The sequence below is a fragment of the Paraburkholderia sp. PGU19 genome (assembly GCF_013426915.1).
Lineage (GTDB): Bacteria > Pseudomonadota > Gammaproteobacteria > Burkholderiales > Burkholderiaceae > Paraburkholderia.
Genome location: NZ_AP023182.1, coordinates 325,814 through 348,960, shown reverse-complemented (window position 1 = coordinate 348,960; position 23,147 = coordinate 325,814). Strand labels below are relative to the sequence as shown.

The 23,147-nt window shown below is 59.5% G+C and carries 23 protein-coding genes and 3 pseudogenes; 12 read left to right on the top strand and 14 right to left on the bottom strand.

Translation table 11 applies throughout. The features are described from left to right. Nucleotides 1-100 precede the first annotated feature (100 nt). A pseudogene (locus H1204_RS42045) lies at nucleotides 101-792 on the top strand (CBS domain-containing protein). A 397-nt stretch (nucleotides 793-1,189) separates the two neighbouring features. Here the strand turns inward: H1204_RS42045 and H1204_RS42040 are convergent. From H1204_RS42040 to H1204_RS42010, 7 genes are all read right to left on the bottom strand, one after another. Continuing rightward, nucleotides 1,190-1,831, bottom strand: a complete 642-nt coding sequence (locus H1204_RS42040; RefSeq protein WP_180736006.1) for a DUF1109 domain-containing protein — start codon at nucleotides 1,829-1,831, stop codon at nucleotides 1,190-1,192. Continuing rightward, nucleotides 1,828-2,346 (bottom strand): DoxX family protein, encoded by a 519-nt coding sequence (locus H1204_RS42035; RefSeq protein ID WP_180736005.1) that lies wholly within the window; start codon nucleotides 2,344-2,346, stop codon nucleotides 1,828-1,830. Before H1204_RS42035 ends, H1204_RS42040 begins: the two co-directional genes overlap by 4 nt. Continuing rightward, nucleotides 2,336-3,115, bottom strand: a complete 780-nt coding sequence (locus H1204_RS42030) for a DNA-binding domain-containing protein (RefSeq protein WP_180736004.1) — start codon at nucleotides 3,113-3,115, stop codon at nucleotides 2,336-2,338. Before H1204_RS42030 ends, H1204_RS42035 begins: the two co-directional genes overlap by 11 nt. Beyond that, nucleotides 3,105-3,962, bottom strand: coding sequence for a DUF692 domain-containing protein (locus H1204_RS42025; RefSeq protein ID WP_243469131.1), 858 nt, complete (start codon nucleotides 3,960-3,962; stop codon nucleotides 3,105-3,107). Before H1204_RS42025 ends, H1204_RS42030 begins: the two co-directional genes overlap by 11 nt. A gap of 100 nt (nucleotides 3,963-4,062) precedes the next feature. Then, nucleotides 4,063-4,374: a DUF2282 domain-containing protein gene (locus tag H1204_RS42020; RefSeq protein WP_180736002.1), complete on the bottom strand. Its 312-nt coding sequence runs from the start codon at nucleotides 4,372-4,374 to the stop codon at nucleotides 4,063-4,065. Nucleotides 4,375-5,680: 1,306 nt separating this feature from the next. After that, on the bottom strand, nucleotides 5,681-5,986 hold the full coding sequence (locus tag H1204_RS53080; protein WP_346015807.1) for a DUF1214 domain-containing protein: 306 nt from the start codon (nucleotides 5,984-5,986) through the stop codon (nucleotides 5,681-5,683). After that, nucleotides 5,937-7,091: a transposase gene (locus H1204_RS42010; protein WP_243469086.1), complete on the bottom strand. Its 1,155-nt coding sequence runs from the start codon at nucleotides 7,089-7,091 to the stop codon at nucleotides 5,937-5,939. Before H1204_RS42010 ends, H1204_RS53080 begins: the two co-directional genes overlap by 50 nt. Before the next feature lie 552 nt (nucleotides 7,092-7,643). Here H1204_RS42010 and H1204_RS42005 point away from each other — a divergent pair. The 3 genes from H1204_RS42005 to H1204_RS41995 are packed head-to-tail and all read left to right on the top strand — an operon-like array spanning nucleotide 7,644 to nucleotide 8,754. Next, entirely contained in the window at nucleotides 7,644-8,108 is a 465-nt protein-coding gene (locus tag H1204_RS42005; protein ID WP_180736000.1) for a hypothetical protein, read from the top strand. Then, the gene (locus H1204_RS52795) at nucleotides 8,093-8,449 is read left to right on the top strand and encodes a DNA circularization N-terminal domain-containing protein (RefSeq protein ID WP_274608302.1); all 357 of its coding nucleotides are present in this window, start codon (nucleotides 8,093-8,095) and stop codon (nucleotides 8,447-8,449) included. Before H1204_RS42005 ends, H1204_RS52795 begins: the two co-directional genes overlap by 16 nt. Before the next feature lie 32 nt (nucleotides 8,450-8,481). Further along, entirely contained in the window at nucleotides 8,482-8,754 is a 273-nt protein-coding gene (locus H1204_RS41995) for a hypothetical protein (protein WP_180735998.1), read from the top strand. A 70-nt stretch (nucleotides 8,755-8,824) separates the two neighbouring features. Here H1204_RS41995 and H1204_RS41990 read toward each other — a convergent pair whose 3' ends face one another. Then, a complete protein-coding gene (locus tag H1204_RS41990) occupies nucleotides 8,825-9,700 on the bottom strand; it encodes a LysR family transcriptional regulator (protein WP_274608301.1) in 876 nt (291 codons plus the stop codon). 150 nt (nucleotides 9,701-9,850) lie between these two features. Here H1204_RS41990 and H1204_RS41985 point away from each other — a divergent pair, with 150 nt between their 5' ends. The 4 genes and pseudogenes from H1204_RS41985 to H1204_RS41970 all read left to right on the top strand — a co-directional run bounded on the left by H1204_RS41985 (nucleotide 9,851) and on the right by H1204_RS41970 (nucleotide 14,645). Continuing rightward, nucleotides 9,851-10,999 (top strand): amidohydrolase, encoded by a 1,149-nt coding sequence (locus H1204_RS41985; protein ID WP_180736286.1) that lies wholly within the window; start codon nucleotides 9,851-9,853, stop codon nucleotides 10,997-10,999. 35 nt (nucleotides 11,000-11,034) lie between these two features. Then, on the top strand, nucleotides 11,035-11,844 hold the full coding sequence (locus H1204_RS41980; protein ID WP_243469084.1) for a transporter substrate-binding domain-containing protein: 810 nt from the start codon (nucleotides 11,035-11,037) through the stop codon (nucleotides 11,842-11,844). A 77-nt stretch (nucleotides 11,845-11,921) separates the two neighbouring features. Continuing rightward, a pseudogene (locus H1204_RS41975) lies at nucleotides 11,922-12,563 on the top strand (porin); the annotation flags it as partial. Nucleotides 12,564-13,427: 864 nt separating this feature from the next. Continuing rightward, entirely contained in the window at nucleotides 13,428-14,645 is a 1,218-nt protein-coding gene (locus tag H1204_RS41970; protein ID WP_180735996.1) for an FAD-binding oxidoreductase, read from the top strand. 60 nt (nucleotides 14,646-14,705) lie between these two features. On the opposite strand, the gene H1204_RS41965 is transcribed toward H1204_RS41970, so the two are convergent. The 4 genes and pseudogenes from H1204_RS41965 to H1204_RS41950 all read right to left on the bottom strand — a co-directional run bounded on the left by H1204_RS41965 (nucleotide 14,706) and on the right by H1204_RS41950 (nucleotide 17,298). Next, nucleotides 14,706-14,861 carry a hypothetical protein gene (locus H1204_RS41965; protein ID WP_243469083.1) on the bottom strand — a complete coding sequence of 52 codons (156 nt, stop codon included), beginning with the start codon at nucleotides 14,859-14,861 and terminating at the stop codon, nucleotides 14,706-14,708. After that, nucleotides 14,840-14,977, bottom strand: a pseudogene (locus tag H1204_RS41960) (proline racemase family protein); the annotation flags it as partial. The gene H1204_RS41965 and the pseudogene H1204_RS41960, both read right to left, overlap by 22 nt. Nucleotides 14,978-15,004: 27 nt before the next feature. Then, nucleotides 15,005-16,123 carry a branched-chain amino acid ABC transporter substrate-binding protein gene (locus H1204_RS41955; RefSeq protein WP_180735995.1) on the bottom strand — a complete coding sequence of 373 codons (1,119 nt, stop codon included), beginning with the start codon at nucleotides 16,121-16,123 and terminating at the stop codon, nucleotides 15,005-15,007. A 257-nt stretch (nucleotides 16,124-16,380) separates the two neighbouring features. Continuing rightward, a complete protein-coding gene (locus H1204_RS41950) occupies nucleotides 16,381-17,298 on the bottom strand; it encodes an EamA family transporter (protein WP_180735994.1) in 918 nt (305 codons plus the stop codon). Between the two features lie 362 nt (nucleotides 17,299-17,660). Between H1204_RS41950 and H1204_RS41945 the strand changes: the two genes are divergently transcribed. The 4 genes from H1204_RS41945 to H1204_RS41930 all read left to right on the top strand — a co-directional run bounded on the left by H1204_RS41945 (nucleotide 17,661) and on the right by H1204_RS41930 (nucleotide 20,099). Next, the gene (locus tag H1204_RS41945; RefSeq protein WP_180735993.1) at nucleotides 17,661-18,383 is read left to right on the top strand and encodes a haloacid dehalogenase type II; all 723 of its coding nucleotides are present in this window, start codon (nucleotides 17,661-17,663) and stop codon (nucleotides 18,381-18,383) included. A gap of 118 nt (nucleotides 18,384-18,501) precedes the next feature. After that, nucleotides 18,502-19,224: a haloacid dehalogenase type II gene (locus tag H1204_RS41940; protein WP_180735992.1), complete on the top strand. Its 723-nt coding sequence runs from the start codon at nucleotides 18,502-18,504 to the stop codon at nucleotides 19,222-19,224. A 50-nt stretch (nucleotides 19,225-19,274) separates the two neighbouring features. Then, nucleotides 19,275-19,766, top strand: a complete 492-nt coding sequence (locus H1204_RS41935; protein ID WP_180735990.1) for an Lrp/AsnC family transcriptional regulator — start codon at nucleotides 19,275-19,277, stop codon at nucleotides 19,764-19,766. 15 nt (nucleotides 19,767-19,781) lie between these two features. After that, on the top strand, nucleotides 19,782-20,099 hold the full coding sequence (locus H1204_RS41930) for a hypothetical protein (protein WP_180735989.1): 318 nt from the start codon (nucleotides 19,782-19,784) through the stop codon (nucleotides 20,097-20,099). A gap of 119 nt (nucleotides 20,100-20,218) precedes the next feature. Here the strand turns inward: H1204_RS41930 and H1204_RS41925 are convergent, their stop codons facing one another. Together H1204_RS41925 and H1204_RS41920 are read right to left on the bottom strand one after the other, a co-directional pair. After that, complete coding sequence (locus H1204_RS41925; RefSeq protein WP_180735987.1) at nucleotides 20,219-21,691, bottom strand: NAD-dependent succinate-semialdehyde dehydrogenase; 1,473 nt, start codon at nucleotides 21,689-21,691, stop codon at nucleotides 20,219-20,221. Nucleotides 21,692-21,745: 54 nt separating this feature from the next. Beyond that, a complete protein-coding gene (locus H1204_RS41920; RefSeq protein ID WP_180735986.1) occupies nucleotides 21,746-23,128 on the bottom strand; it encodes an aspartate aminotransferase family protein in 1,383 nt (460 codons plus the stop codon). Nucleotides 23,129-23,147 lie beyond the last annotated feature (19 nt).

The following is a 23,147-nucleotide window of genomic DNA, read 5'->3' as shown; positions in this document are numbered from 1 at the left end:
TGGCCTCAGCACCGCGTGCTTCGCCCTCGGTGCGTCTGCGGGAATCGCGCGACGGGCGCAACAGATGGGGACTCGTCGCGAACACACTGGAGGAGTGATCATGCGCGCACTCGACATCATGACTACGTCCGTCATCACTGCCACACCGGACATGACCATCCATGAGGCGGCACGACTATTCGTCGACAACCGCATCAGCGGAATGCCGGTCGTCGATGGAAATGGAAAGGTGATCGGCATCGTCAGCCAGGGCGATCTGCTACATCGCGTGGAGAACGGCACCGGCCATGGGAAGCGTCGATGGTGGCTTGAATTTCTGCTGTCGTCGCCCCGCGAGCAGGCCGCGCGGTATGTGAAGGAGCACGGGCATGTCGTCGGTGACGTGATGTGCGATCAGGTGATTTCCATTTCAGAGGACATGCCGCTGGATCAGATCGCAGACCTCATGGAGCGCCGGCATCTCAAGCGTGTGCCAGTACTGAAGGATGGCGCGCTGGTGGGAATCGTAAGTCGTTCCAACCTGATCCGCGCACTCGCGAGCGCTGCTCCCGCTGTGCATTCCGTTTCGCCTGACGATGCAAGCCTGCGCGACGCGATAGTCCTGCAAATGTACGGGCAGCGCTGGGGGTGTCGAAACGCGGCGTGCTCGTCAAGGACGGCGTTGCGCACCTATGGGGCGTGATCGATTCCGAAGAGGAAAAACGCGCGATCTGCATTGCGGCCGAGGGCGTACCGGGTGTCAGGCGCGTGGAGTACCACCTTGAGTATCCCAGCGTGATTCCGACGCTGTAGTCCACATATGGGCCGCAAGATGCACGCAGTCATGGTCTCGCATCGGGCGCGAGCAATCATCGAGATGCTGGCCGACGACGGCTCCATGGGAATGGAGCCCGCTGGACATCTTGTAAGCGAACTGCGGACGGTCCGTCCCGAAGCAGAAGCTTCCTGACCATTGCCTTAGACGCGATCTGATCAGGACACGCAAGACCTTGGCCGAAGACAGAAGCGGATTTCGCGCCGTGTCTGTGATCATCCCGGTGCGCCGCTTCTGCTTCGCTAAAAATCCTCTGAGGTTTACCCACGGACGGTCAGGAAGTACATCCCCGGCGCCCGCCACGTGATCCGCAAGTCAAACCGCGATGGCTGATTACGCGTCTTGACCGTAATTGTTGGATTGGATTGGGTTGGATCACCAGCGCAGATAACGTGGCGCAATGGCAGCGCCGATAACGGCCGTTGTGATCGTCGCGAGAACGTACCAGATACCCCAGAACGGCACAGCCATCTCCGAGCAGTACAGCGAGTAGACAACCAGCCCCTGCGCGCCAGCAAGCAGTCCCGCGCCTGCGCCTGCGAGTGGGAGACGGGTCGGTGCGAGCGTTTTCATCGCGTGCATCATGGCCGCCAGCGAAGGCAGCGAGAGCAGGATCACGCTCGCTGTCGTTGTGCGCCACGTCGTGCCGAGTATCAGTTGAAGGCGATAACCCGGCGGCGTAGCCAGAAGAATGCTGCCCGTAACGAGCAGCATCGTGACGACAGGCAGCGCGGCGGCGAACCACGCGAACCCAGGCGACGCACCCGGGCGGCCAAGCCGTTCCGCGAGCTTCATGGCGGCGGCGACGGTCGCGAGCGGAAAGGCGAGGCGGACCCAGAACATCATCGTGAGAATCAGCTCGGGCATATCGCTTCGAACGCCATACAGTGCGATAAGCAATGCCGTATCGCCGATGAGACCGAGCATCAGCGCACGGCCGAGCCGCTTCGGAACCGCGTTGCGCTCGACGGGCGAGACGTCGCTTGCGAGCCAGGCGACAAGATCTCGCGTTTTCATGTGCGGCTCGACCGGTCTCCGAGCAGATAGTCGATCGAAATATGGCCGGGGCCCCACGCAGCAATCGCCAGCGCCATTGCGGCCCAGGTGATATGGACCGGCCAGCCGTCCGGAACGGTCAGTTCGATGATGCAGGTCATCAGCAGCATGCCCACCGCAGCGAACCGTGTGCCGAAGCCGAGCACGAGCAGGACCGGGAACGTGACCTCGCCGCACGCGGACAGAAACGCGAAGACTGCCGGGGCGGGAAATGGATACGGCCCGCCGGGAAGATGCAACTTGAACTCGTCGGTGAACAGGTCGATCGCCGTGTCGTTGAGCTGGAGGAAGCCATGCCACTTGAGGATTCCGGATCTCCAGAACGGTACGGCGAGCGCGATCCGCAGAACGAATTGCACTAGCCAGGGTTGGGCGAGTCTTTCCACGAGGTGTCGCGCGCGCACGATCGGCGTCGCGATGATGGCTGGAAAAGTCGCCTTGGGTGTTGTTGGCTCGACATTCTGATTACGCTCCATGTTGAATGCCGGAAAACACGCCGGCTGAAATCATCGCCGCAAGATTGGCCGGCAGATCGAATGAATCGGTTTCGTCGAAGGCTGCCGCCGCTGCGGCACCCAGCGGCACGCCTTCGATGAGCGCGCTCAGGAAGGCCGCACCGCCCGGCGGCAGGCGCGACACGACTACGTCCTGTTCGGGACGCGTAATGAGCGCGTCTTCCGCATCGCTCGCCCGAAGTGGCGAGGCGGGTTCGTCGGAACGGTTCATCGCGAAGATGGCAACGGCCGGATAGCGAGACCGGACGATTCGCGTGGCGGCGTGCGGTACGAAACGGACCCGCGCCAACGACGCGGGCTGGATGGCCGCCAGCGTGTCGGCACGCAGCGAGACTGCGTCGGCAGCGTGATACGCATCGAGCCACGCACGTTCGATGCGTGCCGTATCGGCAAGCCAGGGCATGTCGCGCGCGTACTCGTACGATTGGATGAACAATGGGAAGTCCCGCCCGTACTCGAACAACAGCGGCGATATGGGCGGCGTGGTGCGCACGTGAAAGCGCGCCATCGCGCGGAAGAACTCAACACCCGTGATGCGCTGAACGGCGGGATAGATGGCCGCCAGCGCGTCGATGAGGCTCACTGTGACGTTGTTGCGATAGACGTTGTATCGGTTGACCACGCCTTTCCCGGCCGTGGCAATGACGTCTTCAGGTGCTGCCTTCGCCGGGTTCGTCAAACCCGACGCGAACGCCGCGGCGAAGTCGCGATGTTGGCGATCAGACTGCACGGCGAGCGCCCTCCAGTGGGGGTAACGCGCGTTCCGTGACGATCCGCCGCGCCGCGAGAGCCTGCGCCTGCAACTCGGACCACGCAGGCAGATTGCTGTCCCATTCGATCAGCGTCGGGATTGGCCCGATGTGTGACACGACCTGCCCGTAGAGGCTCCAGACGGGATCGGCGACGGCACGGTCATGACTGTCGATGAGCAGTAGCGCGTTTTCGTCGTCGTACTGCTCGCTATGGCCGGCGAGATGGATTTCTCCCACGTGTTCGAGTGGAAACTCCGCAAGATACGCGTGGGCAGAATAGCCGTGATTGATCGCAGAGACAAAGACGTTGTTGACGTCCAGCAGCAAACCGCACCCGGTCCGTTGCGCGACCGTGCGAATGAAATCAGGCTCGCTCATGGTCGACGATCCGAACGCAACATACGTGGACGGGTTTTCGAGCAGGATTCGATGCCGGATGAAATCCTGAACCTGGTCGATGTGGTCGCACACCCTGTCGAGCGTATCGCTCGTGTACGGCAAGGGCAGCAAGTCGTTGAAGAATGCCCCTCCATGCGACGACCACGCGAGATGCTCGGAGACGAACGCTGGCTCATAGCGATCCACCAGGCCTCGAAAGCGGGCGAGGTGTTGAACGTCGAGCGCATCCTGGCCGCCAATCGACATGCACACGCCGTGAAGCGAGAGCGGGTACGACTCGCGGATCGCCGCCAATACTCGATGCGGCGGGCCACCCGCGCCCATGTAATTCTCGGCGTGAACTTCGAAGAACCCGTCCTTCAGCCCGTTCGCGAGGATCGCGGAGAGATGCTCGTGCTTGAAACTGGTACCGACGAGCCCGGGCATGGCGGGACTCGTGCGGCAAGGACGGCCGAAAGCGCATGCGCCCGCTGTTCTGGTGGAATCGTTCATGACCGTCCTGTTCCTCTCGTCGTTGGCCGCGCGATCAGGACTTGGTCGGCGTGAGCGAGCCGTGTGTGCCGCCCGGCACCTGGATGCTCGTGCAGGTGCCGCCCTGGACGAACTTCCATGAGTTGCCCTGAAAATCGGTTGTCGAAGTGCCCTGGCAGGTTGTGCCGGGACCCGCCGCGCAATCGTTTTGCCCCTTCAGTGCGACGCCGTAACATTTCTCCTTGTGGGCACCGACAGCGGCGTCCACTTCTGCCTTCGTGAGCGGTGCGGCATGAGCAACCGATGCGAGCAGGCTTGCAACTGCGCCTGCGAGCAGGGCGGTGCTAACGGTGGTTTTTGCGGACATGGATCTTCTCCAGTGGTTGAGATGGTAGGTATCCGTAGCGGATACATGAGCTAATTCGCGGGGAGCTGACTGGCGGTTACAGCAGTCACGATTTTTTGTTCGCGAGGTTTGGTGCACTGAATGTGGGACATGCTGGAACGCTCGGGACTGTGACCCTCGACTTGAAGAGAATCGTCAGGTTCGGGCGGAATCATTGCCACATGTGCGTGCGCCTGTCGCTCGAGGGGCGAACCAGTCTTGGACGGAATAGCCGTCAAACACAATTCAAGTGCCGAACATTGACGTTACGTGGAGATGATGCTGATAGGGCAGTGCGAGATGGGATCGGGATTCGGTGCGAGTGTGAACAACTTGTACATAGAAGCGCTGATTGAGGAACAGGCATATCGCTGCTCACGTCCGAAGAACTTCCTGATGTGGACCGATGCCGCTAACGTCAGCAATCTGCCACATCGCTGACGTAGTACCGAGCCCCTCCCAATGTCGGCTATGGTCGGCATACTGCCCGTGATTGGTCCCGTCGAGCGAAAGGTGGACCCTGATACGTGCCCTTTGCGACGGGGGCAGCACGAGCAGTGGCGACGGGTCGACACCAGGCAATGCGAAGGATCGAGTGACGGCAGGCGGACGTGCCAAAGTGACACGCATACTGAGGCAGGACGTTCGTCGCATGGCCTCTGCAAGAGGATGGCTGCAAGAGCGAACCGACAGGAGAGGGGCGCGCCGGCGGTGGGAGCGCTGAGCGCGCATGGCCCGACGAACGGCGTACACTGCTAATACGGCGCAACTGCCGTGTCGGAGGTTGCTATGGTCCGAAAGTTCTCTGATATCTTCAGGCGGCGTCCAGTGACAGGCGCCCCTGATGACACAGCCCACGGGGAATCTCAAGCTCAACGGGATGAGCACCCGCGGTTTTCACAGGCGCAGGCGAAAAAGCTCTGGGAGACGATCGGTCGTCGTCGCCACAGAGATGCGCGGGGCCGTTAACGTAAGCTGCCTGGCGCGACTGCGCCCGCAATGAGTGCAATGGCGAGGCAGCATCGAACGGGGTGGACACAACAAGTACAAAGCCAGGCGAAGCAGGCGCGGGCACTATCCACCCCGGCATCTCTACGAGTACTTCGGTCGTGCGCGTCTGACGGGGCCTTGGGTGTGACGCCGATCCGAACCGTTATTTCCGGGTCCGAACAATTGAGTCCTTCGAATACGCCGTTTGTTGGTCGTTTGAACGTCGGCTTTTAACTTCGGTGGTGGTCTATCACTGGATCAGTTTGAAGTGAGCAGTACACCGGCCACCGCCGATTTTCTATTGTGCAATGCGTTCGAGATCGTCGGGCCTCCAGGTCTGGTTGAAGAAAGCCCCCTTGGGGCTATAGAGGCGCAGGATCATGAGATAGCCCTTGTCAGGCACGGTCTGTACCCAGTTCGCTTCTTTCCCGGCCGGCGCCTTGGGTCCAAAGTAGATGTCGCGAAGGACGAAATCTGAACGTCGGCTGAGGCATCGCGGATCAGACAACAAGGCGAGCCGGATCTTCAGCCAGTGTGCAACCCATGCGCGGATGCTAAAACGACCGGCTCCAAACGGAAGCAAACGTTTGCGCGTTAGCGCCATCATTTTCGATAACTCTCACCCGACTGTCCTTGGCGACATCGGACGGATAGCGGCGCAATGGCATCGCATTCAGATGCTGCGGCCGATGCGGATTGCCCGACGCGACGGATGCGGCCGCATTCGAGGTGGAGAGCGCGGGCGTCGACGTAAGTTCGGGCATCGCGCGTGCCACCGGCCTTACATTGACCGCGACTTTCGGCGCATACGCAAGCATCCGCGCCATTTGAGTCGCGTGCAGTCCTGACGTGGCTTCCTGCGCGCGGCACTCGCGTTCAATCCACTGACGCGCCCAGTCGTGCGCAAAACGATGCGCGGCGTCGGCATCGACGAAACGCGGACCGATCAGGCCTGAACGCTCGACGCGCATGCCGTCCTTCCGGATCTCTGCCGACGCGCGAAACCTATCGTTGGGCACCCGCTCTGCTGCCACATAAATCACGTAACCCTGACCGTCCGCAACCTGCGGACCGCGCGGTACCGTCAAGCTCATCGACAGCGGCTTGTGCTGGGTTTTGGCCGGTGCCGCTCGGTCGTCGTGCGGTTCACGTTTGTCGGGCTCGGCACCGGAAGCGCCCGCTGCGTTCGCACACGGCCCCGTCTCGACGGCCGCCGAACCCACGAGCTGGCGCGTGATGTCGGCCATCGGCGCAAGCGCGCGCCAGCCCGACGGCGAACCGCCCGCGGTGCTCGAGTCGCGCGACGCCGATTGCCATGTGTCGGGGCTCTTCCAGTAGACGCCGCGCGCGAATTCGTCGCGCGGCTTCGATGCTTCGGCCACGGGCGTCGGCTTTGGCTCGGCATGCGTCGTCGGCTCGGGAATGTAGGCGAACGTGCGCCCGTTGAGCATCAGCAGGCGGATCATCTCGGCCAGCGTGCCGCTGGCGTGCCACTCTTCAAAGCGGCGACGGCACGTAGGGCCTGACGGATAGCGGCCCGGAAGCTTCGACCACGGTTCGCCAGTTGCCAAGATCCACAGGACGGCATTCGCCACAATACGGGGTTCGGCGCGGGGCCGTCCGCGTCGGTTCAGGCGGACAGCCGGCTCGTCGGAAACGAGCGCTGACAGTTGCGCCCATTCGTCATTGCTTAGCTCATCGAAAAACATTCAGTTCTCCACACAGCATGGCCTGGCTGCGGCTTGGGGTACGCGCGCAATTCATTCTGGAATCTGCACATGAATAGTGCGCAATTTCACAGTTACGACACATATAACGAGTGACCTCACCGATGCACGGGAGAATTTGCGCACGGAGAATACCACTGCAGTATTTGTCTGAATATGACTAAGGAAAGTGTTACGAATTGATACAAATTTGGCCTTTTTTCTGTATCGCTTAAGTTTTTCCCCGGAAGCGATGTAGGTTGCAACGTGAACAGGCGTGAGCGGCACGCCTCGGGTCACAACTCCGGCGTCGCTGCGCTGACAAACGTGTGAGAGACGCGGTGCAAATGAACAGATAGATCGCGACGAGTGCCACTGCACCGACCCAGATCCTGACCATTTCCACAGATCACCTGCCGGGATCGCAAGACACAGGAACCAGCCGCAACCGATACCGACGAACATCAGCGCTGCGAGCAAGGCCGTGCGCATAAGTCCGATCGCAAGCGGCGAGCAGGGCGTTCTCAAAGGCAACGCACTGCATCGCGTGAGCCGATGAGTTTGGTTGAATTTGCATCTTTCGACCCATATCCATCTGATGTGCGGTTTGCAACAGACGCACTCGATGCACGCGGGAAAAATACACGGTTGCCGCGTTTCGACTTTTCCCGCTGCACTCATGGCGTCGAGAAAAAAATGAAAGTAACCAGCAAGGTTGTGCGAGGCATCACCGGTGACCTGATCGTGTGCACCTACCGCCGCAAAACGATCAACGTCATCATTCGTCAGGGCACGACTCTCAGAGACGCCTCGGCCCTCGGCGACATCGAATCGGAACTGGACATCCACTGCGGACTGGTGGATGACATTGACGCTGTCACCGAACTTATTTCCGAGCCGCTGCTCAGGGCGAAGTCGGGCGACCTTGTAATCCTGCTTTGTCCGGACGAAAAAACGCGTGAGGCGGTCCTTGCCGCGCTCGGCGTCGATGGCCTGGCGCGGAAATCCGATGTCCATTAGGGGCGAGCGATCCATCACCGACACCGCGTGAAGTAGTCCGCTGCACCTGTTCTGGAGACTTCGATCCATACGTATCCGTTTCGCGGCGACGTGCGGTTCGAAGATCTCGCAAGCGTCCTCGCCAGTTCAAAGTGTTCGGGTTCCTGGTTGAGGGTGATCTCATCACCGGCGGTGGAACTGTCATCTCTCAGCGCGATCGCCTGCTCCAGGCATGCGAAACGGCTGGTGGCCAGACGTTGGTGCATCCGACGCTCGGCACGATCCAGAGCGCGTGCGGCCCACGTATTGACAGTATCGTGCGGCACAACCTCGGGCGCGCGTTCGAGATCGGCTGGCGCTGACCGTCTCGGGTCATCGGCTCTTCGCGACCACTATGGTATCCATTGCTGCTGCGAGCTCGGATGCAGCGAGCAAAACCGGTATTCAGGCGCTGGCCGACTTCGTGAAAAGCGTCAGCGGCCCGTGCATCGGTGATGATGGCGGGTGCCGCACTGCAAGCGGCTGCTGCAAACCCATCCGATTCGGCGACGCCCATCGAATTGGTGCTTTCGGCCAGAAGCTGACATTGTTCATCGTCATGCCCACGCCGTTTGAATGTCTCCTTGCAGGAGAACATCAGCCCATCGTCCAACATGGGCGAGCGTGAAACAGATGACCAACGGGGTAGTTATGACGAAATTTTCGACCGGTTCCGTCCACCTGCACTGGCAGCAGCGCTATAGGTCGCCGGCCGGTTTGCGCTGGATACAATCGATGAAATACTCCAGACTCGTACTCAATACGAGATCCCGGCGATACATGAGTCCCAGGGTAAGGCGCGAAGTACAGGCATCGGTTTCCAGCCGATGCATATGTCCGAGCCTGATCTGTTCCTCCAGCAGGAATTCAGGCCATACGCTGATGGTCCCGCGTTCCTGGGCAAGTTGCACATAGAGCCGTTGCGACGTGCAGACGTTCACGTGAGACGGCAATGCTAGCGCCCTGTTTCCGCACAGCTCGCGCCAGAAGGTAGGAAGACTGTCGCGAGTATGGTTGTACAGCCAGCGCGCGCCCGTCAGGTTCGCAAGCTGCGTTTCGCCCGTCAGCGGATCGTCGCGCGGCACGGCCAGAACCTGTGCTGATTCGCTGATCGGCACCACACGGTATTCCGCCGTTACATCGCTGTCGGCGACAAACGCCACACACAGGTCGAAAGAGCCGTCGCGCAATCCATCGATGATCTGCGTGGGGAGGCATTCGTACACATTCAGCCTGACATCGGGCAGCCGCTTACGAAAGGCGCGCAGTGCATCGGGCATCGCGATCGACGAAGCCAGCAGTGAGACACCGAGCGACAGCGTGCGCTCTACGCCTGATTTCATCTCTTTGAGTTCACGTTCCGCGCTGGCAATTTCTGCGATCACGGCACGGGCTCGTCGCAACAGCGTTTCGCCGTATCGCGTGAGACGCACGCCTGCACCGCTGCGTTCCAGCAACTGCACCCCAAGGCGTGCTTCCAGCTCCTTGATGCTCTTCGTAACTGCCGGCTGGGACACGTTCAGTGCATCGGCAGCGGCCATCAGCGTGCCGTTTTCGGCAATCGCAACGAGCATTTGCAACTGCATCGTCTTGAGGGTTCCTCGTTCCATAAGCATTAGCTATGAGTATGAGAAATTGGAAATCGTCCGCTGCCAACGGGTCTCTAGTATGCGAACTGCGGCACAGCCGAAAACCCGGAGTATACAAGGAGGCAAACAGTGGCAATGAACGCGGTCGACATCGATATCGATGAACTCGTCGCATTGCGTCGGGACATACATGCTCACCCCGAAGTGGCATTCGACGAACACCGCACGAGCGAGATCGTCGCTGCAAAGCTGCGCGCCTGGGACATCGAGACGCACACCGGCATTGGCGGTACAGGCGTGGTCGGCGTTGTGCATGGGGTGCGCGGGAGGGGGCGTACGATCGCGCTGCGCGCCGACATGGATGCACTGCCGATGGAAGAGGAAGGTCGCCCGCTCCATCGTTCGCGACGGCAAGGCGTGTTTCATGGATGCGGACACGACGGACACACGGCGATGTTGCTTGGCGTCGCGCGTCACTTCAGCCGCAACCGCGATTTCGCTGGGACAGTCGTGCTCGTGTTTCAGCCCGCCGAGGAAACGGGCGGTGGCGCGAATGCAATGTTGGCCGACGGACTTGAAGCGCGCTTCGCCTACGACGAAATCTACGCGTTGCACAATGCGCCACATTTCCCCCCTGGTACGTTCGGCGTGCTCGACGGCGCGATGCTGGCTTCGTGCGACGAAGTCGTGATCAGGATAGACGGTGTGGGCGGGCATGGTTCGGCGCCCGAGAAGACGAAAGATCCTGTGATGGCCGCCGGGCAACTCATCTGCGCATTACAGACCGTCGTGAGCCGCTCGATCGAACCCAACGCGACGGCTGTACTGAGTATCGGCAGTGTGCACGCAGGCAGCGCACCAAACGTGATTCCGGCTCATGCGGAACTGACGGGCACGCTGCGCGCATTCGACGAAAACGTTCGCTCGCTGGCCAAGTCACGCATTCGTGGGATCTGCGAGGGGATCGCCATTGTCAGCGAATGTTCGATCTCCGTCGAATTCCGCAACAGCTCCCCGGCGACGATCAATCATCGCAAGCAGGCCGAGGCTGCGGCGAGCGTTGCCGCGGACATACTCGGCGCAGAAAACGTCCTGCGCGATTTCGCGCCGCTCAATGGGTCGGAAGACTTTTCTGAATTTCTGTTGCGACGGCCCGGCGCGTACGCGCTGCTAGGTCAGGGTGGCGTGTATTGCCATCACCCCGAGTTCGATTTTAACGACGACGTCCTGCCTCTTGGCGTTCGCTTCTTCGTGGCGCTCGTGCACGAGCGCTGCGCGACATAGTCCTGGTTCAATTCAACACGCTGAAGGAGTTTTCGATGAAGCACCCCGAAATGCGTGCGCGTGGCCTTTCGCGCCTCGCGCGTACGCTGTTGGTGACGGCCGCTGCCATGCCCGCGATGAACGGCGTGTTCGCTGCCGATACCTTGCGCTTCGGCACCGATCCGAGCTATCCACCCTATGAGTACAAGCTCCCCGACGGCCATCTCGCTGGCCTCGACATCGACATCGGTAACGCGATGTGCGCCGCAGCCAATGTCAAGTGCGTATGGGTGGAAAGCAGCTTTGACGGACTGATAGCCGGTTTGCAGGCGCGCAAGTTCGATGCGATCAACGCGGCGATGGCGCCAACGGCGGCACGGCGGGCCGTGATGGACTTCACGCCGCCCATTTATCCGGCGGACGTTCGCCTCGTTGCCGCGCGCGACAGTTGCCTCATGCCTGACACGGCCTCGCTTGCAGGCAAGCGTGTGGGCGTGCTGCAAGGGTCGATTGAAGCGACCTTCGTTAAGACCAACTGGGAAGCGCATGGCGTCCTTGTCCGCGAGTATCAGGATCAGGACAACATTTACGCCGACCTCGTCAACAGCAGGCTCGACGCCACACTTGTGCTGGGCTCAGCGGCTCGGCTCGGCTTCCTCGCGAAGCCGCAAGGCGCACGGTTCGAACTCGTCGGTCCGCGTATCGAAGATCCGTCCATTCTCGCTGCAGGCAGCGTGATCGGCGTGCGCAAGGGCGATACACGGACGCTACAGGCGCTCGATTCCGCGCTCGCCCGACTCAAACAGGACGGCACGATCAGCCGCCTCGAGAAGCAGTATCTGGGTGACGGACAAGCCCCAAAGTGACGCTAACGCGGACGTTCTTGTTCGTCCGCCACGGAAACATGTAACGACATTCGAGACATCAATTGAAAACGACACACATGTTTGCCGGATTGCTGGCGGGGATGGCGCTTGCGCCTGCTTGAGCACAAAGCACTGTCACGCTGTATGGACTGGCCGACGAGGGGATAAATTACACCAGCAACGTGCGTGGTCACGCATTGTGGGAAATGATGAGCGGTGCGGCACAGGGTAGCCGCTGGGGACTCAAGGGTTTCGAAGATCTTGGCGGTGGACTGACGACGGTGTTTCAGCTGGAAAACGGCGTAGACCTCAGTTCGGGACATTTAATGGAAGGCGGCCGGCTGTTCGGGCGCCAGGCCTATGTCGGCCTGGCTCGCGCCGATGTTGGCGCGCTGACATTTGGACGGCAGTACGATTCGCTGGTCGAATACCTTGCGCCGCTGACCGCGAATGGCAATTGGGGCGGCTTTTTGTTCGAGCATCCCTACGACAACGACAATACGGACAACGCATTCCGGCTCAACAATGCAGTGCAATTCAACAGCGCGAATTTTGGTGAATTCCGCGTCGGTGCGACATACGCGTTCTCGAACAATCCGGGGCAGATATCGACGAACAATGCGCAGAGCGTCGGCGCCAGCTATACGGTTGGCGGACTGACGCTCGGCACGGCCTATCTGAACGTGACGAATCCAGGCGCGAACGCACTTGGTGCAGTGACTACTGGAAGGGTAAAGGGCCCTGACCCACGCTCGGCATGGCCGACCAGGGACGCCCCCGCCAGAGCGCCCGTTTCACTAGCTGGTCCAGGACTCGATGTTGAGAACGACACGCGCGACCGGGTTGTTGTCGGCGGTCGACGGAAAGAACTTGATCTGGGTGAACGTTACGAGACCGAAAGCGACTACCACGAGCGATGCCGACGCTGCGATGCGGTTGATGTATTTCACGGTTACCTCTTGTTGATGGTGTAGCCAGGAACTGACGAAGCTGATGGGAGCGCCGGATCACCTCAGGCGGCACGTCGGGCGACAACCCGGAAAACCGGACACGGCCCTCATGAACGCGCTTGCCGACGGGGATTGGACTGCGAGGAAGGAGCCAACGCAGACAGCTCAACTATAAATTGTTTGTTAAGCATGCTGAATGCGACAACCAGTCGCAACGGATACCAACGAATACCTGTGTTCGCGCGGTGTTTCTTCTATGGAAGGTGTCCTCAATCCAGCGCGCGCCTGGCACAACGAGGACGTGAAACAGAACCGGTTGAGACTTGCATTTCAACGACTGGACAGCTTCCGGAAGCTGCCGTTGAGCTCGGGATCCACGGACCGGATCGGGTCGCTCGCTGCCGGTCACCGGGTTGCGAGCTTCAGGCTGCGCGGCCGAATTACATGGGACGGCATCCGGTCATGAAGCCTCATTTGCATGCACCGTCGCTGGGACGTTCAAACGTCGGCTCCACCCAGCAAACGGCCATCCGTTAGCTCGCGACCTCTTTCGTCTTTGTTCCAAGGTATATCATGAGGCAAGCGCACTTTCGCCTGACGGCTCGAGCGCCGTGACGGACAGGAGACGCAGCGATGGTCGAATCCGCAGATGTGATCGTCATCGGCTCAGGCGCGCTTGGAGCGGCGACTGCCTACTACCTGGCGCAGCGGGGCACCCATCGGGTCGCGCTGCTCGAGCGGCTCGAAATCGGCTCACAGACCTCTCCGCGAGCGGCTGGCATGGTCAGTTGCATGCGCAAGAGCGACTTGATGATCGACCTGATCAAGCTGGCAGCTTCCAGGATCAGGCAATTCTCTGCGGACACCGGTCAGCCTCTGGATTGGGTGCAGTCGGGCAGCCTCAAGGTCGCCCGGCGACCGGTGGACGCCGAGGTCATTCAGGAAGACATCCTGCGCGGCCGGCGCCACGACCTGGACGTGGAAGAAGTCTCCCTCGACACGGCCCACCGGCTCAACCCGTTTCTTCAAACGACGGGAGTCGTTGCGGCGATGCACATCGGCGACGATATGTATTTCAATCCCGCTCAACTTGCCGTCGGCTTCGCTCGTGCCGCGCAGGCAAACGGTGCAGTGTTACTACCGAACACTGCGGTTACGCGCATCCTGATTGCGAACGGCGAGGTGAGCGGGGTCGACACCACGTGCGGCCGCATCCGAGCCCCTATCGTCGTCGATGCAGCCGGCGCCTGGACGCGACAAGTGGCCGAAGCCAGCGGAATTCGAGTTCCTCTCGTTACGACAGCGCAGCAGTTGTTCGTCACCGAGCCAGTGTCTGATGCCCGAGCCGAATTGCCGATGATCCGAATTATGGATGCTGCGGTGTATATGAGACCTTGCGACGGAGGATTTCTCTGGGGAGTCTACGAGGATGACCCGAGATTCTTCGACATGAGTAGCTTTGACGCCAACTTTGACATCAAGGATCTGTCGCTCGATGCCAAGGTTCTCTGGCACTACGCTCTGGACGTAGAGGCCCAGCTTCCGGTCCTTCTGAAGGCAGTCGTTCGCGAGCATCGTGGTGGGCTGCCAACGATGACGGCCGATGGCCAGCACATCGTCGGACCCGCGCCCGCAATTCAGGGGTTTTACTTCGCGAGCGGTTGCAATGTCGCGGGACTCTCCATTGCCCCGGCACTGGGGGATGCGCTTGCCGCGTGGATCGTCGACGGCGCACCTCCTATTGATCTGGCGCCTCTTTCGCCAGGCAGATTTGGAACCGGCCCGTGGCCCGACGACGAGTTGATGAGGCAGGCTGCGTGGCAGTACCGTCATTTCTACGGTGCGAGATGACTTAAAGGCTGTGGTGCAAAGAAAAGATAGAGAGGAATCGCGGCTCGTTGATGGGTTGCTTCAAGATGCAGAAAGAACGGCATTCCAGAGAACGGGCGCAGCGGTATCCTTGAGAGGCAGTTTGGTGAGGTCGAACTGACGTTTGCGGATGCGATGCATCAGTTCGATACCGGAAATCGTAACTGCGCCGCGCCGTCTGCGTTCTCTTTCAGCCATGCGCGACGCTTCACGGTGGAGTCGCCCGGCAGACGAGGAAGTCCGCTGGTGACGATGCGGAACACCTCTCCGCCGGTATGGACTCCGACAGTAGAAATCGTGTGGGTGATCTTGATGTGTGATTCGTAGCTACGCTATCAACTTCACTGACCGTAGGGCACCGGCAGGCCGTTCTTGATGACATACACGGTGGTCGGTGCACCCTTCAGGTCGCCGTCCGCATCGAAGGAGTACGTTCCCGCCACGCCTTTGTAGTCGGTCTTGGCCAGTTGGACAGTAATTTTCGCTTTATCGGTCGTGGTGCCAGCCTTGACCATCGCATCGGCCAGCAGTTTGACGCCGTCATAGTAGCTAACCGCGTACACCTGCGTATCGGTGTTGTAGGCGGCCTTGTATTTCTGCAGGAATTCGCGGCCGGCCGGCGTTTTATCCAGCGAGACGCCACCTTGCGCGCAGTAGACAATGGATGCCGCCTCGCCAGCAACCTTGCCCATATCGGCCGAGCAGATACCGTCGCCACCGAGCAACTTGGCGCGCAAGCCACGCCCCTTCATTTGCTTTGCCATCGGCGCGCCTTGCGAGGCGTAGCCACCGAAGAAAATAACGTCAGGGTTTTTGGACTTGATGCTGGTGAGAATGCCGAGGAAGTCAGTGGCCGACGAGTTGGTGAACTGCTGGTCGATGATCTGGATTCCGTTGGCTTTGGCTTCCTTCACGAATTGCTCAGCAACTCCCTGGCCGTACGCCGTACGGTCATCGATAACTGCAGCGGTCTTCGCCTTCAGCGTCTTGGCTGCGAACTGGCCCATTGTGCCACCCAGTTGCTCATCACTTGCGCCAATACGGAAGATGTTCTTGAAGCCTTGCTTGGTCAGGGCAGGATTCGAGGCAACGGGCAGCATCGGAACTCCCGCCGTGTTGTACACCTTTGAGGCCGGGATAGCGACGCCCGAGTTGTACGGACCCATCACCGCGACTACGCCGCCGTCGACCATTTTTTGGGCGACCTGAACACCAACTTTCGGGTCAGCCTGGTCGTCTTCTGAGTCCAGTTTGAAGGTCACCTTTTGACCGCCGACACTGACACCAGCCTTGTTCAACTCGTCGATTGCAAGACGCGCTCCGTTCTCATTGTCCTTCCCGTTTGGCGCCTGCGGTCCCGTAAGCGGAGCCGAGTGACCGATAGTGACGACGGTTTGGGCGTTTGCTGAAGCGACGAAGCCGGCGGCTGTTAAAACAGCCATTGTTATGGTCAGGCGCATTGTGTCTCCAAAGTTTTAGACTGATGAGCGATCAGACTAATTCAGCCATGGTTTCCGGGCAACCTATCGAACGTAGGAAAAAACCCGCGATTTGATGATTTTGAAGCGGATGCGGGATCAATTGTCTGGAGACCTACGATGCCACGACATCCGGCAACATGGAGTTTGCGAGCCGTCAATTTATCAGTAGAAAATCGCGCCTCCGGCGTGCCCTTCGTTGCCCGGAATAGCGACGCGACCGGATGCATCGCATGGACTCAGCGATTCACCGGGGACACGCTGGACGGTGATTCTGCGGACGATCTTGTCATGCGCGGCCGCCGTCGAGCCCGGACGATGACAACCGAGGTGGTGACCATTGCAACTCCCAGCCATAAGGTAGCCGGCAACGGATGCGCAGAATGTAGTGCAAGGAAAATGGTTGAAAGCACAGGCGTGGCGTAACTCAACGCTGCCGTTAGGCCTGTATTGCCCTTTTTCATCGCAGAATCCCACAAGTAGAACGCTGTACCCATAGGGCCGACGCCCATGTAGACCAAAACGAGCCAGTCTCGCGCAGTCAACCGTGGCCAGTCGCTGGTGTAGAAGTACATCGCGAGGCACGCCAGTCCTGCAGGAAGCGAAAAAGCGCCGACCGACAAGCTTGAAAGCGAGTTGAATCGTTTTCCGAGTACCGAGTACGCGGCCCACGCAAATGCTGACAGCAGCGCGAGCAGATACGCGACAACTTCCCTTATCACGTGTGAACTCATCGAAGGCGGACCGTCATGCGACAGCAGAGGTACTCGGACCGACCAGCAGGTGACGGCCGCTCCGCCGAAGCCAAGGAGCGCGCTCGCGAGTAGGAAGTGGGGTTTCCGCTCCGTGGGCGCCATTCGGGCGGTTAGGCACACGATGATGATTGGCCACAGATAATGCACAAGGCTCACACCGATGGGGTCACCAAGTTGCAGCGCATAAAAATAGATGACGTGGTAAGCGAACATCAGACCGCTGCCGGCGAGAAGGAGCGCAAGCGGCATTTTCCAATGACGCACCCACGGTAGACCGATGATGCCGCCAATTGTCAGTGCGACGCCGTTGACGAACAAGGTGGGCGTGCCATGCAAGAGGCCGACGCTGGTTGCAAGCGTGCTCCACATCAAGACGGTTACGACCACGCCGATAGCGGTCATCTTGGTTCCTCCAAAATGACCGAATCTGCGATATTCGACGACGGCTGTCTTCCCGTTGAACGTATGGAAAGCTCGCTCGCGCTTCGTAGTTGTCGAGCAGGAGGCGTGAGGGCTCGACGGACGAGAGCGAGATAGGGAAATTGGGCAAGGTTCTTGCGCAGAGGCGGTTCCAATGGTAGTTCCCGACCTGTGCGTACGGGAAAACACTTACGTTTCGGAGCGGACGGGAAACGGCAGCAGAACCTGCTGCCGTCATAACTCGGGACGGTGAAAGTTGCTTTTTGGTCCCTCGATTAAAGTTCTGCTTGCTGCTGGCCCTGAATAAACTGAACTCTCCATCTGGACACCCGAGAGGAATACCCGTGAAACTGACCGACTTCAACACCCTTACGTTTGACTGCTACGGCACATTGATTGACTGGGAGACCGGCATCTTCCAGGGCCTGAAGACCTTGCTGGACCGCGCCAAGACACCGCTCACGCGAGACCAGGTACTGGAGGCGCACGCCCGCCACGAGTCGTCGCAGCAGAAGTACACGCCGGCGAAACGCTACCAGGAACTTCTGCCTATCGTCTACAAGCGTCTGGCCGAGGAATGGGGTCTGCCGTTCACGCACGACGAATGCGTCGCCTATGGTCGTTCGGTGCAGAACTGGCCGGCGTTTGAAGACAGTGCCGAAGCGCTGCAATACTTGAAGAAGCATTTCAAGCTCGTCATTCTGTCGAACATCGACAACGAGAGCTTCACCTACAGCAACGCCAAGCTGAAGGTCGAGTTCGATGCCATCATCACCGCAGAAGACGTGGGTTCGTACAAACCGTCGCCGCGCAACTTCGAGTACATGCTCGAAAAGCTCGGGGATCGTGGTATCAAGAAGGAAAAGATTCTGCACACTGCAGAAAGCCTTTTTCATGACCACAAGCCCGCGAACGAGTTCGGCCTGGCATCGTGCTGGATTTATCGCCGTCACTCGCAGCCGGGTTTCGGTGCGACCATGGATCCGGGTTCGCAGCCCAACATCGACTTCCGTTTCAACAGCATGGCCGACCTTGCGAAGGCACACCAGGAAGCGCTGGCCAAATAAGTCAGACAATGTAGTCTCGTCAGCGTTGATACCGCGAGCGTTTTCGCGCTTTCGAGGCAGACGAGATCATTTGGGGCGGCTACGATTGATTGCAGGCGACTGAAACACAGGGGGCGTTGTGGCTTTGACGGATTTCAAGGCACTCACATTTGACTGCTATGGGACTCTCATTGACTGGGAGTCGGGTATCACATCGGGTCTGTCGGAGTTGGCGTCTCGCGTTCCCGAACCTCTCACGCGCGATGAGATTCTCGAAGCTCACGCCCGCCACGAGTCGTATCAGCAAAAAGTCACGCCGGCCATGCCGTATGACCGCTTGCTTCAGGTTGTGTTCAAACGACTGGCAGAGGAGTGGAGTGTGCCGTATCGCTGGGAGGAGGCTGTTGCCTACGGCGCCTCAATCGGAGACTGGCCTGCATTCCCAGACTCGGCAAGTACGCTTCAATATCTGAAGAAATACTTCAAGCTGGTTGTCGTCTCCAATGTCGACAACCGTAGCTTCAGGAACACAAATGAGAAGCTTGCTGTCGACTTTGATGCCATCGTGACGGCTGAGGACGTGGGTTCGTACAAACCTTCACGAAACAACTTCGAATATCTTTTCTCCACGCTCGCCTCAATGGGTGTTAGTAAGGAAGATACGCTGCACGTTGCAGATAGCGTCTACCATGACCATCAACCTGCTAGCGAGCTGCAACTTCGTTCATGTTGGATTCAGCGACGCTACGAGCAGCGCGGCGCCGGCGCAAACATGAAATACTCTGTCGAGCCACCCGTTGATTACAAGTTCACGAGTATGGCTCAACTGGTCAAGGCGCACCACGAGGACCTGGCTCGCTGATAGGAAGGTCGTCCTCGATTGACACACCAGCCAATTCGAACAAGCACGATATGCGACAAAAGCTTGACCGGACCGACATCAAAATCCTTGCCGAACTGCAGAAGAGCGGCAACATGACGAACGCCAACCTCGCCAGTGCTGTCGGGTTGTCGGCAAGCCCTTGTCTGCAACGCGTGAAGCGCCTCGAAGCAGCGGGAATCATCTCTGGCTATGGGGCACACTTGAACCTGGCCAAGCTAACCAGCACGGTGACCGTGTTCACCGAAATCATGCTCCGCGACCACCGGCGCGAAGACTTCACGCGCTTTGAAGCGAACCTGCGGGACTTCGAAGAGATTACGGAGTGCCACCTGGTCAGCGGGGGATACGACTACCTGCTGAAGTCCATCGTTAAGAACATCGGACACTATCAGGAAGTCATCGAAAAGCTGGTGGACCGCAATATCGGAATCGAGAAGTACTTCAGTTATATCGTGATTCGGTCACCCTTCGTCAAGCAGACTGTGCCGCTCGAAAAGCTGCTGGCAGAAGACGACGACTAATGGCGCACGTAGGGGATGACGACGGTCCAATATGTCTGCGCGTCTAGCAGCAGGACAATTCACGGCAAGCTGGATAAAAATACCGCGTGGTTCGAGTTTCATCAGATCGCTCATCTGTCTGGAATCGGACTCGATAGAGCGGCCAAACTGCTTGGACAGGTCGGTGCTACTGGTGAGTTTGATACCGAGCGTGATGCTTCGCAAGCCGACCTGACAGTATGCTATTTGAGCCACCGAGCAGTTCTGGCGGTTGGTTGTCACCAGACCTACGGTCGCGCGACTGCCTTCAGGAAGTCGTGTGAATCTGCGGCAGTATTCACCTTACATCACTGAACATTCCCTTTGATCCTCCGTACCGCGCGCCGCAACCCGCTGCTGAGCGGTGTCTCCAGAGGCAACGAAAAAGGCCATCGTTTTTTTGAACGATGGCCTCTCGGTTGGGATGCAACGAATCAGTCGAGACCGCCCTGGCAGATGTACTTGATGGACAGGTAATCGTCGAGGCGGTACTTCGAGCCTTCGCGGCCGTAACCTGACTCCTTGACGCCGCCGAACGGCGCCGCTTCACTTGCTACTGCACCTTCGTTCAGTCCGATGACGCCTGCCTCGAGCGAGCGCGAAACACGTTCGGCACGTCGCATATCCTGGGTGTAGACGTACGCAGCAAGACCGAAAGGCGTGTCATTGGCGAGACGAATCGCCTCGTCCTCGGATTCGAAGCGATAAAGCGGAGCCACGGGTCCGAAGGTCTCTTCGCAGGTAACGAGCATTTCATTCGTAGCATGCGCGAGCACGGTAGGCGCGTAGTAGTTCGGCCCCATCTCGGTCAGGCGCTTGCCGCCGGTCAGGACGGTGGCACCTTTCGAAACAGCATCGATAACGTGACGGTCTATCTTGTCGATGGCCTTCGCGTTAATCATTGGCCCGATTTGCGCCTGCGGGTTCGATGCCGGCGCGACCTTGAGCGCGCCTACGCGAGCCGCGAGCAGCTCTGCGAACCTGTCGAACACGCCGGCCTGCACGTAAATACGATTCGGGCAGACGCACGTCTGTCCACCATTGCGGAACTTGGCGGCCATCAGGCCGACGACAGCGGCGTCGAGATCTGCATCGTCGAAGACGATGAAAGGAGCATTCCCGCCCAGCTCGAGCGAGAGCTTCTTGAGTGTGCCCGCCGACTCGCGGGCGAGATACTTGCCGACAGCCGTCGAGCCTGTGAAGGTAATCTTTCGGACGCGCTCGTCGGCAAGCCAGTCACCAACCGCTTCGATGCCTTGGGCTCGCGACGCGGAAAGCATATTAAGAACGCCCGCGGGTACGCCGGCTTCATGAGCCAGTGCTGCGAGAGCCAGCGCAGTGAGAGGGGTGTCTTCTGCGGGTTTGCCAACGACTGTGCAGCCAGCGGCCAGGGCAGGAGCAATCTTGCGGGCAATCATCGCAAGCGGGAAATTCCACGGCGTGATGGCTGCCACAATCCCGACCGGCTCCTTGACGGCACGCATCTGCTTGCCACGTTGTTGCTGCGGAATCAGGTCGCCATAGATGCGGGTTGCTTCGTCAGCGAACCAGGCAACATACGACGCGCCATAAGCGACTTCGCCTCGTGCTTCCGCTAGCGGTTTGCCTTGTTCCATCGACATGAGCGTTGCGAGATCGTCAGTGTTCGCGATAATCAGCGCGTGCCAACGTTTTAGAATCTCAGCGCGTTCGCGTGGCAGGCGCTCGCGCCAGTCCTTCGCAGCTTTGGCCGCTGCATCGGTCGCGGCACGCGCGTCCGCTTTGCTGCTGTTCGCGACCTCGGCAATAATTTCGCCCGTGGCGGGGTTCGTGACCGGGTAGCGCGTTTTATTGGCCGCGTCAGTCCACTCGCCGCCAATCAGATTCTGGCGACGCAGTAGTTCGTCACGTTTCAGTTTCAGTTCCATACTCGATACCTTCAAAGGATGCGTTGTCACCGATGCAGCGGACTGCAACGGGCCTCAGTCATTGAGAGCGCGGCGGACGTCGGCACTTTCCAGGACGTCGTCGAGCGTTTTTCGAACACGTGCCACCATTGCCTCCACTTCGCTCGCCGTGTAGCAGAGCGCCGGTGCGAAACCGAGAATGTTGTCACCGAATGCCCGGAAGATAATCTTGTTGCGATAAGCGGCTTCGAAGATTCGGTCAGCCAGTTGCAGGCTCGAATCGAAGCGGGCGCGTGTCGTCTTGTTGGCAACCAGCTCAACTGCGCCAAGGAGACCAACGTGGCGTGAGTCGCCAACCAGCGGGTGGTCGAGAAGACTGTCGAGGCCTGCAGCGAACTTCGGTGCCTGAGCCTGTCCGTTCGCCAGCAGGCCGCCTTCCGTGTACAGACGAAGTACCTCGAGTCCGATGGCGGCACTGACAGGATGTGCCGAGTAAGTCTGCCCGTGACCGATAGCTTCTCCTTGCCTGCTTCCGTCTGCGATGCCCTGATACACGGCGTCAGAAATCAGGACCGCACCCATAGGGGCGTATCCAGCCGTCAGACCCTTTGCGATGGTCATGAGGTCGGGTTCGACATCCTCGGTCTCGCAGGCGAACATTGGACCTGTCCGGCCGAAGGCGGTAATCACCTCATCCGCGACAAAGAGAATGTCCAGACGTCGGCACGCATCGCGCATGGCTTTGAGCCATCCTCTCGGCGGCACGATTACACCACCCGAACCCTGCACTGGCTCGCAAAAAAATGCGGCGACGTTTTTAGCACCGAGCTGCATGACCTTGTCTTCGAGTGCTTGCACCGAGCGCGCGATGATTGCCTGCGCATCATCTGGGGTCTCACTGCGGTAGGCATACGGCGACGGGATGTGATGCTGCGTTGGAAGCGGCACATCGAAGTTGCGATGAAAGCTGGCGATTGCAGTCAACCCCGAGCCGATGGAGGACGAGCCGTGATAGCCACGCTCCAGCGCGATGCAATGCTTCTTTCCCGGCCGACCGATGGCGTTGTAGTAGTGCGTGATGAAGCGCACCGCTGAGTCGACCGCGTCCGACCCGCCCAGTGAGAAGTAGACGTGCTGAAGGCTCCGCGGCGAGAGGTCAACAAGCCGTTGCGCCAACTCAATTGCTGGCTCGGAACCGAAGTGGAAGTATCCAGTTGCATAGGGCAGCTTCGCCATCTGTTCCGATGCGATCTTTACGATACTCTCTTGACCGTACCCGGTGTTGACACACCAGAGGCCAGCGAACGCGTCGAGCAACTCGTTTCCTTCTGCATCGTACAACCATGCACCGTTGCCGCGTTCCAGAACAGTGACGCCGCGTTTCTCATGTGTACGGTAGCTCGCGACCGGATGGATGAGATGCCTGCGGTCCGATTCAATAAGCGTTGGTAGTGACATTTCAAATCCTTCGTGGGGG

What these genes read in the sequence shown, in the direction of transcription:
- H1204_RS42040 (WP_180736006.1), bottom strand. Translation starts at nt 1,831, where the DNA reads ATGAAAACGCGAGATCTTGTCGCCTGGCTCGCAAGCGACGTCTCGCCC.
- H1204_RS42035 (WP_180736005.1), bottom strand. Translation starts at nt 2,346, where the DNA reads ATGGAGCGTAATCAGAATGTCGAGCCAACAACACCCAAGGCGACTTTT.
- H1204_RS42025 (WP_243469131.1), bottom strand. Translation starts at nt 3,962, where the DNA reads ATGCCCGGGCTCGTCGGTACCAGTTTCAAGCACGAGCATCTCTCCGCG.
- H1204_RS42020 (WP_180736002.1), bottom strand. Translation starts at nt 4,374, where the DNA reads ATGTCCGCAAAAACCACCGTTAGCACCGCCCTGCTCGCAGGCGCAGTT.
- H1204_RS53080 (WP_346015807.1), bottom strand. Translation starts at nt 5,986, where the DNA reads ATGGCGCTAACGCGCAAACGTTTGCTTCCGTTTGGAGCCGGTCGTTTT.
- H1204_RS42010 (WP_243469086.1), bottom strand. Translation starts at nt 7,091, where the DNA reads ATGTTTTTCGATGAGCTAAGCAATGACGAATGGGCGCAACTGTCAGCG.
- H1204_RS42005 (WP_180736000.1), top strand. Translation starts at nt 7,644, where the DNA reads ATGAGTTTGGTTGAATTTGCATCTTTCGACCCATATCCATCTGATGTG.
- H1204_RS41995 (WP_180735998.1), top strand. Translation starts at nt 8,482, where the DNA reads ATGGTATCCATTGCTGCTGCGAGCTCGGATGCAGCGAGCAAAACCGGT.
- H1204_RS41990 (WP_274608301.1), bottom strand. Translation starts at nt 9,700, where the DNA reads ATGCTCGTTGCGATTGCCGAAAACGGCACGCTGATGGCCGCTGCCGAT.
- H1204_RS41985 (WP_180736286.1), top strand. Translation starts at nt 9,851, where the DNA reads ATGAACGCGGTCGACATCGATATCGATGAACTCGTCGCATTGCGTCGG.
- H1204_RS41980 (WP_243469084.1), top strand. Translation starts at nt 11,035, where the DNA reads ATGAAGCACCCCGAAATGCGTGCGCGTGGCCTTTCGCGCCTCGCGCGT.
- H1204_RS41970 (WP_180735996.1), top strand. Translation starts at nt 13,428, where the DNA reads ATGGTCGAATCCGCAGATGTGATCGTCATCGGCTCAGGCGCGCTTGGA.
- H1204_RS41965 (WP_243469083.1), bottom strand. Translation starts at nt 14,861, where the DNA reads ATGGCTGAAAGAGAACGCAGACGGCGCGGCGCAGTTACGATTTCCGGT.
- H1204_RS41955 (WP_180735995.1), bottom strand. Translation starts at nt 16,123, where the DNA reads ATGCGCCTGACCATAACAATGGCTGTTTTAACAGCCGCCGGCTTCGTC.
- H1204_RS41950 (WP_180735994.1), bottom strand. Translation starts at nt 17,298, where the DNA reads ATGACCGCTATCGGCGTGGTCGTAACCGTCTTGATGTGGAGCACGCTT.
- H1204_RS41935 (WP_180735990.1), top strand. Translation starts at nt 19,275, where the DNA reads ATGCGACAAAAGCTTGACCGGACCGACATCAAAATCCTTGCCGAACTG.
- H1204_RS41930 (WP_180735989.1), top strand. Translation starts at nt 19,782, where the DNA reads ATGACGACGGTCCAATATGTCTGCGCGTCTAGCAGCAGGACAATTCAC.
- H1204_RS41925 (WP_180735987.1), bottom strand. Translation starts at nt 21,691, where the DNA reads ATGGAACTGAAACTGAAACGTGACGAACTACTGCGTCGCCAGAATCTG.
- H1204_RS41920 (WP_180735986.1), bottom strand. Translation starts at nt 23,128, where the DNA reads ATGTCACTACCAACGCTTATTGAATCGGACCGCAGGCATCTCATCCAT.